General features: G+C 36.1%; 11 protein-coding genes. 8 read left to right on the top strand and 3 right to left on the bottom strand.

Annotated features, from left to right (window positions below):
* Positions 1–3: 3 nt before the first annotated feature.
* The 6 genes from SOM16_RS16585 to SOM16_RS16560 all read left to right on the top strand — a co-directional run bounded on the left by SOM16_RS16585 (position 4) and on the right by SOM16_RS16560 (position 8215).
* Positions 4–4521, top strand: coding sequence for a fibronectin type III domain-containing protein (locus SOM16_RS16585; RefSeq protein WP_320465114.1), 4518 nt, complete (start codon positions 4–6; stop codon positions 4519–4521).
* A 728-nt stretch (positions 4522–5249) separates the two neighbouring features.
* The gene (locus SOM16_RS16580) at positions 5250–5699 is read left to right on the top strand and encodes a lysozyme (protein WP_320465113.1); all 450 of its coding nucleotides are present in this window, start codon (positions 5250–5252) and stop codon (positions 5697–5699) included.
* Positions 5700–5702: 3 nt separating this feature from the next.
* Entirely contained in the window at positions 5703–6086 is a 384-nt protein-coding gene (locus SOM16_RS16575) for a hypothetical protein (protein WP_320465112.1), read from the top strand.
* Entirely contained in the window at positions 6086–6706 is a 621-nt protein-coding gene (locus SOM16_RS16570) for a hypothetical protein (protein WP_320465111.1), read from the top strand. Before SOM16_RS16575 ends, SOM16_RS16570 begins: the two co-directional genes overlap by 1 nt.
* Positions 6707–6717: 11 nt before the next feature.
* Entirely contained in the window at positions 6718–7230 is a 513-nt protein-coding gene (locus SOM16_RS16565) for a hypothetical protein (RefSeq protein ID WP_320465110.1), read from the top strand.
* Between the two features lie 373 nt (positions 7231–7603).
* The gene (locus SOM16_RS16560) at positions 7604–8215 is read left to right on the top strand and encodes an NUDIX hydrolase (protein ID WP_320465109.1); all 612 of its coding nucleotides are present in this window, start codon (positions 7604–7606) and stop codon (positions 8213–8215) included.
* 664 nt (positions 8216–8879) lie between these two features.
* On the opposite strand, the gene coaD is transcribed toward SOM16_RS16560, so the two are convergent.
* The 3 genes from coaD to SOM16_RS16545 all read right to left on the bottom strand — a co-directional run bounded on the left by coaD (position 8880) and on the right by SOM16_RS16545 (position 10782).
* The gene (gene coaD / locus SOM16_RS16555) at positions 8880–9350 is read right to left on the bottom strand and encodes a pantetheine-phosphate adenylyltransferase (RefSeq protein WP_320465108.1); all 471 of its coding nucleotides are present in this window, start codon (positions 9348–9350) and stop codon (positions 8880–8882) included.
* 89 nt (positions 9351–9439) lie between these two features.
* Complete coding sequence (gene rsmD / locus SOM16_RS16550) at positions 9440–9985, bottom strand: 16S rRNA (guanine(966)-N(2))-methyltransferase RsmD (protein WP_320465107.1); 546 nt, start codon at positions 9983–9985, stop codon at positions 9440–9442.
* Positions 9976–10782: a DUF3822 family protein gene (locus SOM16_RS16545; RefSeq protein ID WP_320465106.1), complete on the bottom strand. Its 807-nt coding sequence runs from the start codon at positions 10780–10782 to the stop codon at positions 9976–9978. The genes rsmD and SOM16_RS16545 overlap by 10 nt, the downstream gene beginning before the upstream one ends.
* Positions 10783–11958: 1176 nt before the next feature.
* On the opposite strand from SOM16_RS16545, the gene SOM16_RS16540 reads away from it, so the two are divergent.
* Positions 11959–13098 carry a putative sensor domain DACNV-containing protein gene (locus SOM16_RS16540; RefSeq protein ID WP_320465105.1) on the top strand — a complete coding sequence of 380 codons (1140 nt, stop codon included), beginning with the start codon at positions 11959–11961 and terminating at the stop codon, positions 13096–13098.
* Positions 13099–13560: 462 nt separating this feature from the next.
* A complete protein-coding gene (locus SOM16_RS16535) occupies positions 13561–14994 on the top strand; it encodes an ATP-dependent DNA helicase (RefSeq protein WP_320465104.1) in 1434 nt (477 codons plus the stop codon).
* Positions 14995–15554: the final 560 nt, after the last annotated feature.

The raw sequence follows: 15554 nt of genomic DNA, 5'->3' as shown, positions 1-15554 counted from the left end.
AAAATGAAAAAAGTAATATTAAAAAAGGATCTCTTACTAGATATCAGAGATAAAAAAGCTGGTAAAAAAGGTGTCTTGCTTGTAAAGCAAGACAGTGTAGGTGGTCACATTATCACTTTGGCAGGTAATAACGTTGGAGATGTAACTATTGATTTAACACCAAACGTTACAACTGAGTTATCATACGTAATTGATGATGAAAAGGTATACTGGCAGTGCAATGTTCTTAACCCTGCATTACCTGACGTTGCACCACTTTCAATTGATGATTTGCAAATTGAATATGTGAATACCACAGATGTTAAAATCAAATGGAGCGCTCCAGTTGCTGATGTTAACAGACCAAACTTGAAAGCTACTGCTTACTACTTAGTTTGTTCAGAAGTAATGCTTACTTCCAACTTGCCTACAAGTCAAATGTTGCAGATGCCTAACACTAGATTGAAGATTAAACCAAAAGCATCTGGTGTGGAAGAAGTTTATCTGATGAAAAATCTTCTCCCAAGCAAGAGGTATTTCATCAATATTATTAGTGAGAATTTAGTGCAGGGGAAAGTTTTGAAATCCTTACCTTCAAATATTGAAGCATTTTTCACCCCTCACGATACTATGGAAACAAACGCAATTCCCTCACTTATACCCTTATATGATACATCTGATAAGGCATACTCTTTCTTTCCAATGCCTTTCACTGCAAAGCCAGCTGATGCATTGAATGAGAATAATTTTTACTTAGATGGTAGAGGCTTAGCCCTGCAAGAGGGTGTGAGTAACAGAGATGGTGAGCCAGATGGAATACCAGAGAATTATTCTTTCATAACGCCTTGGTCAACCAATACTGGTGATGCTCCACCGCCATATGTACCAGAAAATTATGGTTTTATTTCTGGTAGCTGGGGTAATCCATATAATAAAGGATGGTATAATTTTGATTCACCAGAAGTAATTTTTGATTTAAATGGTAGTTGGAATATCACTTCAATTTGGGTATATATTAATACCAATATGGTTCAATCATTAGGTTATGACTTAGCACAGGATTCAAGAAAAATGGATTTCAAAGTATCATCTAATGGTACAGAATGGGATATAATTGGAACAATTGAGACTAGCTACGGTGAGCAAGGCTGGTTGAAAATTGATATTAATCCATCATTAGCTGTCAATGCTAAGTATTTCACTATAGGTATTAAATCATACCATTTAGGTTCAATAGCTATTTATGGCGTTAGATCTCAAGCACAAGAAATTAAAGGATTGAAATTGAAACGCCAAACACCCCTACGTGATATGAAAGCCAGAATTGGTGTGAATGGATTTTTAGGTGAAAAGAATGTTGATATTATGGCTAGTTTATCATCTGTTACTAGATGGTATAACAACGCTAACTGGAATATTGAATATCCAAGCTGGCAACAACGCAATGATGATGTGCAAGGGATTAACGCTAATGATTTAGTTTTCAAATATGAAGAAAGTGTTGATGGTTGGCCAATGTTAGATTACCTAAAAAACTTTAAAGATGCTGGCGTTACCAATTTATTTACACTTAATAACTGGTCAGCTTACAATACATATAAAAACTACATTCCAACGGTTGCAGAAGCATTGGAGGCAAGACCTTTAGATCCAGAAATTGAAAGGGATAATTTAACGGTTTCAACAATACCATCTAATTATAAATTCATTGCCAGAACTTGGTATAATATTGCGGGAAAGTTAGGTAACAACCAAGATGTTGATAAGACCTTTATGCAACTGAAGCCAACCGAAAGCCAAGAAGTTGGTTTGAATCTGGTTAACTATGGTGAAATCAATAATGAACGTGATAGTATCTGGGCGCAAACTAGATGGACGAATGCTGAAGAAAGTGCTGCAATACATTCTGCATGTTATGATGGTCACATGGGGCAAATGGGAGCGGGTTATGGTGTGAAAGCAGCTGATCCATCATTCCAAGTTTTAAATGCCGCAACAGTAGCACCAGAAACTGCATATTTTTGGAAAATGATGAAGTGGTGGGATTTACACAGAGGGGTTGGAAATTACCCACTAGATGTAATCAGTTACCATCATTATGTTGCATTCAGCGATTTACCTTCAACCTATGGTAGTGCAAACACCTGGGCAATAAGACCAGAGAGAGATTCTCAATTTGATTCACATAAGGGTAAGTTGTGGGATTTTCCACACTTCAGAGATACCTACATGCCAACCAAAGAGATGTGGTTGACTGAGACTGGATATAGTGAGCATTATGGTGGTTCTTGTTCTCCAAACTACCCAACGCAAGTTGAAAGAAGCTGGTACAAGGCTTGTTGGACACTAAGACTACTTATCATGAATATGTATGTCGGTGCTGATGTTATCAACCTGTTTTGGTATTCAAATCAGGATGGTGCAAGATTAGTGGATTTAGATCCAACCGTAAAAAATAAAGCTGCTTTCTTAACGCATGGTTTAACCGAAGGTGACACCAGTGCAAATGACTGGAACAGGCATTATCTCACTACAGGTTACTATTTAGCCAGCTTTAGAAATGAAGTGAATGGTTATTTCCTTAGACATGCTGTGAAGCTTGGTTTGGAGGATTGGACAATGGAAAATATCATTCCAACAGTTGACCCTACTTTATATGCTTTTGCAGCGGAAAAAGATGATGATGAAAAAGGTATTTTCATCTGGTATTCAGATATGTTAATGGATAAAAAAACCGTAAGAGTAATACTTGATGAGTCTGAAACTATGGTTGAGGTTATCACCTTTGAAGGTGCAGATGTTAGAAAAGACTTAAAAGGTTTATCAACAAATGTACCTGCACAAGCAAGCGGGAATGTAAGATTCATTGATATTGAAGTGGGTGAATGTCCTTTGTTTGTTAAAACAAAAAACATAGGGGTTGAAAAGCTTAAGCCATTGGAAGAGATCAAAATTCAATCAGTTAGCCAGTCAGCAATCAAATTAGCTTGGAGAGATAACAACGTTGGAAATACCCACAAGACTAAGATTTTTGTAAGTGACAAAGCTAATGAAGGTTACACAATTGCCAACAACACCGTTTTAACCAATGGAGAATATACAGTATCTGGTTTGTTGCCGAATACCAATTATTTTTTTAGAATCCAGTTAGAAGATGGTGCAAGCCAAAGTGAAATGACTGTTACTTATGGTGCATCTACTTTAGGTGTGGTTACAGTTCCAACCAATTTTCATTCAACTAATGCCAGTACTTCTACAGTTGATTTAGCTTGGGAGTATGCGGATGAAGCAAAGATTGATAATTTCATTATTTATAGAGCTTTGAGTTTAAATGGTACGTTCACCAGAATTGCTACTATTGCAAAGACTGACAGAGTATATACAGATAGCCAGCTTTTTGCTGCCACTAATTATTACTATAAAATAGTAGCTGCATTAGGATCTAATATCTTATCTCAACCAGCAATTACTAATGCTTCAACTGATACACAAGGTTCTAATGAAGCGCCAACCATACTTAGTGCTAAGACCAATTTCATTGGTGATATTTTTTATGTGAGGATGTCGCAACCTGTAAAGAATGTTGCAAACAATGAATCCGCATTCTTGATAACTGATGCTGGTAATGTTGTAAATGTTGTTGAAACTAGATTAGCTATTGGTGATGATACATTAGTTGAAGTTGTTATTGATAGGATATCACAATCAGCTATACCAGTATTAAATTATGATGGTGTTGAAGGCACGATTTGTGATAAAGACACTGAATTAAAAACAGTATCAGTGAATGATTTAGCTGTTACTAATAACGCTAACAGCCCTTCACTTTTATCAAAGAAAGTTAGATTGAACTTTGTAAATGCGGGTGTAGGCTCAGTTGAAATTGAAACAACGCATAGTAGCAATCAAGTATGGAATGACATAGTAATTCCAGCAAAAGACAATGAAACTAACCAATTCCAAGGTGCATTGGTTGATGTAAATGGTAATGCCACTAATTGGAGATTTTTATTGCCAGTATCTGATTGGCCAGTGTTTTTCAACAAGTGGGATAGTGAAGGTTTTCCAACTTTGAGCCATCCAACTGTATCACCAATTAATCTTGATTTGTTCCCATATGAAACAAGAAGGTCGGGTGCGTACATTGCTGATTGGGCATCAAAAATTGCTTTCAATTTATCAGGTCTTGATACCTCTAAGCAGTACAACATGTGGTTCAGCGTTGTGCCAATTGAATGGGAAGGTGAACCATCAAGCAACTTTAATATTGAGTCAGCTAATGGTACGAAATCCGCAACATGGAGCATCAACAAGACTGACTTCAATGTTGGATTGATTAGAGAAATGTCACCAAACGTTGGAACATTCCAGAATTTAAAACCAACTGCGTTTGAAAAAACAAGTTCTGGTTTTGCTTCAACTGCAACACCAGTAAACATCTTAGCAACTGATATAAATTTGGTGCTGACTAATTTAATTTCTGCGTACAGGTTAGCGGTAACAGGTATGGTGATTGAAGAGGTAATACCGTTGGAAATCTAATTAAATTCAATACAGCCCTGCTATTAGATTAGTAGGGCTTTTTTGTTTGCCAGCCTAAAAAGTTATTAACACCCAGTGGTAACAGAGTAAAAACCCATAAAATGGGTAGAAATATTTTGAATCAGGGGTGGGGTGTGGTTATTTTGTAAAGCACTGTTTTTCAATGCTTTGATGGTTTTTTAAACACGTCCTTGTGTTACATTGAATAGGTATTCAATGTAGCGATTCTTGTGGGCATTTTCAAAATTTATTAACCACAAAAAATTAAAATTTATTTTAATAATTCAAATAAATTGTTTTGGTAAAAAACTGAATGTGAATAAAATGCTGACAAAACGTATTATTGGAAAGGTATATTTGTTTAACAAAAAAAGGTCAGTGTTGACGCACCGACCTCATTATTTAAACTTTTAATTTAAGAGTAGTATGAAGATCACCCTTAACTTGACATTAGGTATTGAACTACCTGATGTACTGTACCACAAACTTAACGTTTGTGAAGAACAAAACAAAGAAGAATCTGCATTAACAACAAGTGCAACATCTTCAAGACCACCTTTATCAGCAACTATACTAAGAGTAGTTGCAATATTAGGTAGTGTGTTAACACCATTAGGTTACTTACTACCTTATATAACGTAGTAAGTAACTTACCGAGTACCACGAGCCCTATCATCAACTGATAGGGCTTTTTTATGTCCCCATAATATTTATCTGAAAGAATTTAGATGAATTTAGATGCAAAAGGGAAAGAATTTCTACATAATGAAGAGAGGTTGAGATTAAAAGCTTATCAGGATCAAATAGGTAAGTGGACAATTGCATTTGGCAATACGTATATGTTGGATGGTTCACCTGTAAAAGAAGGTGATGAACTAACAATGGCGCAAGCAAATCAATTGTTTGCAGTGAAAATAAAGGATTACGAAGCAACCGTAAATAAAGGTGTTAAGGTTGCTTTAACTCAAAATCAATTTAATGCTTTGGTATCGCTATGCTATAACATAGGAACTTCGGCATTCTCAAATTCAACCTTACTCAAGAAGGTGAACGCTAAAGCACCAGCCGAAGAAATTGAAGCACAATTCAACCTTTGGAAAAAAGGAGGCGGTAAAGTTTTACCTGTTTTGGTTGCACGAAGAAAGCGTGAATTTAAACTTTTTCAAACTATAAAATAATTAATGGCTGCTATAAAACTGGATGAAAAGAACGTTAAACTTCTTTCAAAATTTCCTTGGCAATGGGTAATGATTGCTACTATACTGGCAATTATAACCTTATTCGGTGTGGTTATGAAAAACCATGCAGATGAGAGGAAAATGCAAGCCGAAAGAATTGAATACTTGCGTAACTATATCAAAGATAGAGAGACCGACAAAGCAACATGGTTGAAGGAACAATCAAATAAATCAGATGCTGAGATAAAGAGACAGCAAGTTTTGATTGATTCCCTTCAACGCTTAATACTTAACAGAACTGATAAAAACTATCAGGAATTAAAAGATATACTTGATATCAGGGGTAAGGATGCTACCATTTCAATCAGACCAAAACCAAGAAGATAATGAAGAAATTAATATATATAACAGCCCTGTTTATTTTATTCGGAGCTTGTAAAACCAATAAAAGTATAATCAAGGCAGAATCAAAATTGAATATTGAAAAGAACGTTGAAAGTAGTCAAGGTTTCAATAATAAATTTAATAATGTTAGTTTAGGTAAATCATTGATTACTGAATCTTCAACGGTTGAAGAGATGACCATCAAGAAACCATCAGCTTTAATTGAATTAACAGCCAATTTTAAGATTGATTCAACTGCAACATTGCGTGGTGATACAGCCCTTAAATTAGTTGATGTAAGCGACAAAAATATCAGTGTAACCATTTATCAAAATGGGAAGAATGGACAGCTTACAGCGAAGATAAAGAGCAAAAACGGTACAGAAGATGTACCTTTTAGTGAGATTAAGATTAGGAAAGCCACAACAAGCAAAACAGCAAATGTTGATACTACTAAAACAGTCACATCTGAAACATCAGGTTCGGCAACTTTAAAAGATAGATCAAAGGTTGTACAGGCAGAATCAAAAGTTGAAAAGTATACCCAGAAAGTAAATTATCTAGCTTTAGTTGGGATTATTATCATGATAGCATTAGGTATTTATTTTTTTAACTCAAAATAGTATATTGCAATATGGAAAAATTCGAAGATATACATGAGAAAGCGAGTTGGTTTAGGGGGGAGTTTTTAAACCGAATGAGTTGGATGGAAAAGTCTTTGGATACATACATTGCAAAACACTTTTCGGGTGATGATGTGCAGAAAGAAAAAGATATTCACTTATTGTTTTTAGGAGACAATAGGGTCACTATGGAAAATAAAAAACAAATTTTTCATTTTTTAGCCGAAAAATATGATAATGAATGGTATGAATTCTATAACTCTGAAATATTTGATAATGCTTCAAAAAGTAAATCTATAGATTTGAACAAAGACATAACAGAGTTGATAAAGATTCGAAATGTGCTAGCCCATAGAATAGTTGAGACTAATCCTGTTGAAGATAAAAGAGAGGGATATGTTGGATTTTCCACTTATAAAAACACAAAAGAAGTAACTTACATAAGCGATGAACAATTTATTAAAATGGTTAATGCCATGTATTCAATAACTTCTTATATAGACAAAAGAGTATTAAAATGGTAGTTGCCAGCGCTCGCTACTTTATTCAGTTTGCAACTATACTAATTTCGGTCATCGCACCGCGATACTGATTTGATTGAATTTGCCAGAGGGATAAGAAATAATATAAACGAATTTGTGACCTTTGATAAGCCTGTGCTTATGGTTCTATCTAAAGAGGGTAGTTCTCAACTGGAAGAAATCTATGTGAATTAATTTTTTATTAAAGATTACATCTTCATTGCTTATTTATATACTTTAGGGGTGTAGAAAATTCAAGGTTTTTTGTAGAAAATTTGTAGAAAATCCAAATAAAAACCCCTTTCAGATTCACTCAAGAGGGGTATATTTTTTCTACAAAAATGTAAAAACCCACTTTAAATATATTTCAAAATAGATGGCGAATAATTACAGAATTTATATTAACGATAACACTTTGTTTATATCAGAAGTTTTACCTGAGCAGAAGGAAAAGATTCAACAACTTGAATTTCAAGATTTTGATTTACAAACATTTTATAAAAAATTAAAGAACGGGTCTAAGAAAAGCTATCTTTTTTTAACTAAAAATCCAGAGGAAACATTTAATAAGCTCAAAAAGAATTGTGAGATCATTAAGGCTGCGGGAGGTTTAGTAGAGAGTGCAAATGGAAATTACCTTTTTATTTTTAGAAATAAGAAATGGGATTTGCCAAAAGGTAAGCTTGAATTGGGCGAAAAAATGAAAGAAACCGCTGTTCGTGAAGTGGAGGAGGAATGTGGAATAAAGGTTTTAAAGCGTGAAAAGAAGCTCTGTAAAACTTACCATGTTTATCAGAATGGATCAAAAATGGTAATTAAAAAAACCAATTGGTATAAAATGACAGTGAAGGGCGAGCCAAAGCTGGTTCCGCAAAAGGAGGAGGGGATTGATGAGGCGGTTTGGCTGGATAAGAATCATCTTGCGCCTGTGGTAAAAAATACGTTTCCATCGATTATGGATGTAATGAGGGCTGGGGGGATATTGTAATGTTGGCTTTTTATACTTCTAACTCCATCTTTGCGAGGAACTTTCTGGTCTTAGCATCGCGCTAAGACTTTCAATTCTGATATAAGTAAGTTTATTATAAGATCATTTTTATAATGGTAAATAGAGTTTTCTTGTCTTAAACGGACGGGTTCTCTTCTTTGGGCAATCAAAGAAGAGAAGTTGCCGGCTCGCTATTTTTCTATCCAGGTCAGGCTTTAGGCTTAGAAGTGCCATCCGGGGAATTGACCATGCCGGTCTACGAGCAGAAAGAAGAAGCGGGAGTTTGACCTCGTTAAGTTTTTAGAGCGATGGCAGTTAACATGCCTCTAATTTTCAAAATCCTATTCGTTGGCAGTTTTTCCAAAGTTGCATTGCGATTTCTTGAAACAGGTCTTGCTGTGCTCAACATCGTTAATATACCTCTTTGGAACTTTATGGATAATGGCTTGGTGCTGACTAGTCAGCGTGAGAAATATGGTTTCAGTTCTTTTATTTAAGCTATTTTAAAATAGCTAAATGAGTAGAATTAGTTATGACAGGAAGTGTAAAAGGATAGCTTAAAAAGCTTATTTGCCTGTGCTTTCATAGGCAAATTTATTTACTAGATTGGTGAACGATTTTCTAACACGTTACAAGATCTCTAAAGTAAATTTAAACCCTTAATCTAAGGCTGATACAAAAATCCTAAAGCCTCTTTTGGTACAAACGGACTTACATCGCCGTGGTTTCTTAAAATGTCCCGGACGATGGTAGAACTAATGGCAGAATATTCTGGTTTACTCAAAAGCAGAATCGTTTCTACTTCTGGCATCATCGTTTGATTGATTTGTGCAATGGCCCTTTCGTATTCAAAATCAGAAGCTGAGCGAATTCCCCGAACCATATAAGTAGCATTTATCTTCCGACAAAAATCGACTGTTAAGCCCTCATAGGTTTGAATTTCGATGTTTTTATAGCCTTGAAAAACGGTCTCCAAGATTTGTAAACGCTGTTCTGCAGTAAGAAAGTTTTGCTTGGAGCTATTCAACCCAATGCCAATAACAATCTTATCAAAAAGGGGAGTAGCACGTTGCAGAATATTCACATGTGCAATTGTTATCGGGTCAAATGAACCTGGAAATAGCGCTATCTTCATGTTTCAAATATAGATTTTTAAGTGGAAAGGAAGAAGCTTAAATCTTTTAAAACTTTGTGCCCTCTACAGAAAACTTATGCACTTTTTGGTTAATCTAAAGCAACATATTCGAAAAAACTAAATGAAGAATTTCCATATTTCCTGGTTTCTGTATAGCCGGGCTGGCTGTTCAATTTCATGTGACTTTGATGTTCCACAACCAGCAATCCATCGGGTTTAAGCAATTGTTGTTCCCTAACCAGAATAGGCAATTGTGGAATGTTAGGCATGTTATAAGGCGGATCAGCAAAAATTAAATCGTAAGCGCCAGTTATTTGCTTAAGCAATTTAAAAACATCGCCTTTACGCACTTCCACTTGTTCAAATTCAAATTTTTGAGCGGTGTTTTTAACCCAGTTTACACAACCGTAATCCAGATCTACCGCCAAAACTTTTTCTGCATTGCGGGAAGCAAATTCAAAAGTCAGGTTTCCCGTACCACAAAATAAATCCAATACTGTGCAGCTTTCGAAATCAAATTTATTATTTAAAATATTGAAAAGCGCCTCTTTAGCCATGTCCGTAGTTGGGCGGACTGGTAAATTTGCAGGTGGCTGCAAGCGAATTCCTTTTAATTTACCTCCAATTATTCGCATAAACTTAAAGCAAGTAGTCCGCTGAAATAGTGTTTAGGCATGTCGGCCAGTAATTCACTATTTTGTTTTTCAGTAGGGAGAAAGAAATATAGGTTATTGAAATACTTTAATAAGGTGTTATAGTACTCATCATCTTCATTGATAATGCCCTGAAGATAAACCGGAACTGCCTCTGTTAGTGCCAGCTGTTCCATAATTAATAACAAAAAGTAATTAAATTCTTCGGCATTTTCTGCTTCATAATGATTTTGAAAATTGATTTTCTGCTCTTTTATAAAAAGTACGTTAAAAGAGGATGCTGTAAAATCAATTAATAAAGCGTCGCCAGATAAGTGATCACATAATGCAATGAGCGGAGATGACTGCGGATAAAATACCGTATTTTCAGGAAGCTTTTCCTTTACCTTTTCATTTAAAGAAAAAATGGTATTGAAGCCTAAGCGATTGTGATTTTTAGTATAAACCTTTCCGTCTGATCCTAAAAATTTAGAATAAATAGAAAGATCGTCTTCATTAAACCATTCATCTGGAATGAAAATAAAATTTGAGGTATGTATAGCAGCTTTCACTGCGCCATATGACTGCAATAAGTAACGGTCAGATTCAAAAGCAAACTGTAAATATTGATTAAGATCTGTACAACCTTGTTTGTCGAAAATTACTTTAATCTGCTCTGATTGCTGATCAACCACGGCATAAGAGAAACTATCATTTGTTATTTTTAATAATAACTGGCAGTTCACTGATGCATCAGCTGTAAATCCCGGGTCGACCAATAAGAGACTGTTATTACTCATTGAAGCAAAAATAGAGTTTTTTAGAGATTAACCGCAAAGGGTACAAAGTTTTTTCGCAAAGGCCGCTAAGTCGGAGCGGATTTGATAAATTATAATGATAAGCACACACATAGATTTTAGCTAGGGAAACAGGGATTAACACGAAGGGTTTATTTGTTAGGCGTTCGTAGAGCTATGAGAATTATTAAGATTTTGCCACGGAAACACAGATTGACACGGAGGAGTTTATTTATTTGGCGTTCTAGAGTTGTGAGAATTGTAAGATTTTGCCACGGAAACACAGATTAACACGGAAGGGTTTGTTTATTGGGCGTTCTTAGGGCTATGAGAATTGTTAAGATGTTGCCACGGAAATACAGATTAACACGGAAGGGTTTTTGTTGGGCGTTTATAGAACTATGAGAATTATTAAGATTTTGACACGGAAACACAGATTGACACGGAAGGGGTTATTTGTTGGGCGTTTATAGGGCTATGAGAATCGTTAAGATTTAGCAAGCAAAACATTCGATTAAAACGGGAAGAGTATATTGATTGTTCGAGAAGGGAAGAATTCATTAGATGGTTTTTCTTTTCCGTGCTTTTGTGTTTCCGTGGCAAATTTTAGCTTTTAATTGTTGGGTTTTTCTTTTCCATGCCTTTTGTGTTTCCGTGGCAATTTTTAGTTTTAAATAATTTGTTGGTTTTTTCTTTTCCGTGCTTTTGTGTTTCCGTGGCAATTTTTAGCTTTTAATTGTTGGATTTTTCTTTTCCGTGCCTTTCGTGTTTCCGTGGCAAATTTTAGCTTTAAATAAATTATAGGGTTTTTCTTTCCGTGCCTTTTGTGTTTCCGTGGCAAATTTTAGCTTTTAAATAATTTGTTGTGTTTTTCTTTTCTGTGCCTTTTGTGTTTCCGTGGCGAATTTTAGCTTTTAATTGTTTGGTTTTTCTTTTCCATGTCTTTCGTGCTTCCGTAGCAAATTTTTGCTTTTAATTGTTGTGTTTTTCTTTTGCGTGCCTTTCGTGCTTCCGTGGCAATTTTTAGTTTTAAATAATTTGTTGGTTTTCCTTGTCCATGTTTCCGAGCAAACTATTTACTTCTGGTAACCTTTCTGCAGTTAACCACACTAAATCTTTTTACCAAAATCAAACCTTTTGCTTATCTGAAAATCGAAATATTCAGCTTAAATTCGGAACATGAGTTACAAGCCTACTTATAAAGCTGCAAACACAGTTGCCGCTAAAATTGAGCAACATTTTGTTAAGCTTCATGCGAATGCAGCAGCGCAGGGTGAGGTAGATTTGGCTACACAGCCAGATAAGCACACCATAGAGGCAATTATAGACGTTGCTTTCTGGAGTAGCTTGCGTAAAGAAGAAGGACACTCACCACGTATCTCAATTGCTTTTTTGCCACCTTCGCAAACATCTAAACCATTAAAGTTTGCCAAGCCTTTGCCTTTAAATGCAAATACACTGACTAAAATAGCCCCTGGTATAGAGCGTTCAGGGATTCATTTGGGGGTGTGGGAAGAAAATGGGGAGCTTTATATTTGGGGTACTACGCTAAATATTCCAAATTTTTGCTTTGTTGTGGATGTTTCAGAACCAGGCTTGATCGTAATTAAACACCGCCGGATTTATGGCATTGGAAAATATACTAATGTGGCCGTTTTAAAGGGAGAGCAAATCAGAATTGTAGATGATACCTCGTGTTCAAACCGTGATTGTCCACCGATTTTGAAAGCATTACTAGATTTAACTGTGCTTGCCAGTTGGAACGATCCGATTAATATCTTAATTCAATTTTCGGTTTCCATGCGTGGTCATGGGCGTGGTGGTGCTTTGCTGATTGTGCCTAAGGATAATACCAAATGGGAAGAATCTATTATTCATCCGATCCAATATTTAATTGAACCGCCTTTTAGTGGCTTATCAAATTTAGCCAAGCAAAGTGGTAACCAAACAGAGATTTTTTCGCAAGGTGCGCTAAGACGTGAAGTAGAGCATTTAGCAGGTTTAACAGCTGTTGATGGTGCAACTATTATTAATGATCAGTTTGATCTAATTGCTTTCGGTGCAAAAATTGGGCGTGCGAAAGGCAAGCCAACGGTAGAGCAAATTGCCTTTTCAGAGCCAATTGTAGGTGGTGAAGATAAGCTTTTATATCCCGGACAGTTGGGTGGAACAAGGCATTTCTCAGTAGCACAGTTTGTAAACGATCAACCAGAGGCTATAGGATTGGTGGCATCTCAGGATGGACACTTTACTATTTTCAGTTGGAGTAAACAGCAAAAAATGGTGATGGCACATCGGATTGAAACGTTGTTATTGTAATCTGAAAAGCGTCACTGCGAAGATTGAAGCAATCTTAAGTATAATGTATTAATTGTATCATCCCGCTACGGCTTTTGATTGTCCTGGCCAGACGGGCTTTTCTCTTTTCGACAAAAAAACAAACGAAAGTTCTAGGCTGAAAATTTCTTTTTAAAGTTAGTGATTTGGTTTTGATAAGCTATCCCGAAAAACTTGCTAGGCTAGATTTAGGTAGAACGCACAAAGGGTGGTAAGGTTTTGTTGAACGGAAATCTACGATGTTTACGCGTTTTGCAGGAGGTTTCTTTAAAAAGAGCTGGTATATTTGCATTCTAAACCGTATTGAAGCGGCATACCCTGATTTTTATCTGGGATATAGCGGAAAGACGGACTATAGCATCCCATTAGCAATACCATTGCTTTCCAAAATATTAAAGCAAATGCTTTTTCAAAACAATTTAACAATATAACGATTCAACAATAATGTACCCAGATAAAAGTCAACTGATTGCCCAAGCTTATGAACACCTGCCAACCCGGGAGCAATTGCTTTTTTGCGAACGGATGTCGAAGTTTTTGCAGGAAGATGATGAGTATCGCTGTTTTGTTTTAAAGGGTTACGCCGGAACGGGTAAAACAACGTCCGTTGCTGCTTTGGTGAAGGTTTTAACAAAATTTAATCTAAAAAGTGAATTGTTGGCGCCTACTGGTCGTGCGGCGAAAGTGATGGGCCAGTATGCGAATCGCAAAGCATTAACCATTCATAAACGAATTTATAGGAAACGCTCTGCGGCATCACCGGAAATGCAATTCCAAATTGCGCCAAACCTTTCTGAAAATACGCTTTTTATTATTGATGAAGCATCGATGATTGCGGATGAGTTTAATGAAACTGGTTCTTCCATTTTAAGAGATCTGCTGGAATTTATTTACAATACCAAAAATTGTTTTTTGCTTTTTGTAGGCGATACTGCTCAGCTTCCACCTGTAGGTAGTTTAGAAAGTCCGGCACTGAACGAGCAATATTTGAAGGATAAATTTGCATTGACTATCACTTCAGTGGAATTAAAAGAGGTTGTCCGGCAGGAGAAAAAATCTGGTATTTTAGCCAATGCAACCATGTTGAGGAATCAGATTGCTAAAAATCCAGAAAACCCCTTGCCCAAGTTTCTCACCAAAAATTATAAGGATATTTACAACATGGCTGGTGCCAAGTTGGTTGAGGGACTGGAATATGCTTACCGGAAATTTGGAATGGAAAATACCTTAGTGATATGCCGATCGAACAAATCTGCAAATATTTACAATCAGCAAATCAGGGCAAGGTTACTCTATCGTGAAGAGGAATTAACTGGTGGCGATCAGATTATGGTGGTGCGTAATAACTATTTTTGGTTGCCTGAAAATGAAGAAACTGCCTTTATTGCAAATGGCGATATGGCGAAGGTGATCCGCGTTCGCGGAGAAGAGGAACGTTATGGTTTCCGCTTTGCTGATGCTACTTTAGAATTTATGGATTTCCCGGCTGCGGGACAAATTAGTTGTAAGGTGATGCTGGATACCTTAAATCTGGAATCTGCAAACTTACCTTACGAACAAAATAAAAAGCTTTTTGAAGGTCTGAATGAAGATTATGCCCATATTGCGAATAAACGTCAGCGGATGCTGGCCATTAAGGCTGATCCGTTTTACAATGCTTTGCAGATCAAATTCGCTTATGCAGTAACTTGTCATAAGGCGCAGGGCGGGCAATGGGATGCCGTTTTTGCTGATCAGGGATACCTAACAGAAGAGATGATTGATCTAGATTTTCTTCGCTGGTTATACACTGCAGTTACCAGGGCAAAAAAAGAGCTGTATCTGGTTAACTTTGCACAACAACTTTTCGCCAAGACAGCACAGGAAGAATATTTTTAGGTGGCATATTGATTGTTTTTAACTATCTAGCTTAAATTACTTACTAGTTTTTGCTTGTAGATTTTTGGTGATTATTTTTAACTATATAGAAAATAAAAGGGCCAGGGCCAGTGTGAGAATCTGTAACAAGGCATGAACAATCGAACTTTTATGACTCTATTTCTATACGGTTAAATTTTATATTTTCTCACCATATAGACATATAGAACATTGAAGTGCCAGTGTAAGAATCTGTAACAAGGCATAAACCATCGAGCCTATATGACTCTATTTCTATAAGGTTAAATTTCATATTTTTCTCACCATATAGACATATAGAACATTGAAGCGCCAGGGTAAGAATCTGGAACGAAGCATAAACCATCGAGCTTATATGACTCTATTTCTATATGGTTAAATTTTATATTTTTCTCACCATATAGACATATAGAACATTGAAGCGCCAGGGTAAGAATCTGGAATGAAGCATAAACCATCGAGCTTATATGACTCTATTTCTACATGGTTAAATTTTATATTTTTCACCATATAGACATATAGAACATTGAAGCGCCATGGCA

It is taken from the genome of Pedobacter sp. CFBP9032, assembly GCF_034045265.1.
Lineage (GTDB): Bacteria > Bacteroidota > Bacteroidia > Sphingobacteriales > Sphingobacteriaceae > Pedobacter.
This window is presented reverse-complemented; position numbering and strand designations above follow the sequence as displayed.

Excerpts from the sequence above, each read along its gene's own strand:
- SOM16_RS16565 (WP_320465110.1), top strand. The coding sequence starts at position 6,718 with ATGGAAAAATTCGAAGATATACATGAGAAAGCGAGTTGGTTTAGGGGG.
- coaD (WP_320465108.1), bottom strand. The coding sequence starts at position 9,350 with ATGAAGATAGCGCTATTTCCAGGTTCATTTGACCCGATAACAATTGCA.
- SOM16_RS16585 (WP_320465114.1), top strand. The coding sequence starts at position 4 with ATGAAAAAAGTAATATTAAAAAAGGATCTCTTACTAGATATCAGAGAT.
- SOM16_RS16540 (WP_320465105.1), top strand. The coding sequence starts at position 11,959 with ATGAGTTACAAGCCTACTTATAAAGCTGCAAACACAGTTGCCGCTAAA.
- SOM16_RS16575 (WP_320465112.1), top strand. The coding sequence starts at position 5,703 with ATGGCTGCTATAAAACTGGATGAAAAGAACGTTAAACTTCTTTCAAAA.
- SOM16_RS16535 (WP_320465104.1), top strand. The coding sequence starts at position 13,561 with ATGTACCCAGATAAAAGTCAACTGATTGCCCAAGCTTATGAACACCTG.
- SOM16_RS16570 (WP_320465111.1), top strand. The coding sequence starts at position 6,086 with ATGAAGAAATTAATATATATAACAGCCCTGTTTATTTTATTCGGAGCT.
- rsmD (WP_320465107.1), bottom strand. The coding sequence starts at position 9,985 with ATGCGAATAATTGGAGGTAAATTAAAAGGAATTCGCTTGCAGCCACCT.
- SOM16_RS16560 (WP_320465109.1), top strand. The coding sequence starts at position 7,604 with ATGGCGAATAATTACAGAATTTATATTAACGATAACACTTTGTTTATA.
- SOM16_RS16580 (WP_320465113.1), top strand. The coding sequence starts at position 5,250 with ATGAATTTAGATGCAAAAGGGAAAGAATTTCTACATAATGAAGAGAGG.
- SOM16_RS16545 (WP_320465106.1), bottom strand. The coding sequence starts at position 10,782 with ATGAGTAATAACAGTCTCTTATTGGTCGACCCGGGATTTACAGCTGAT.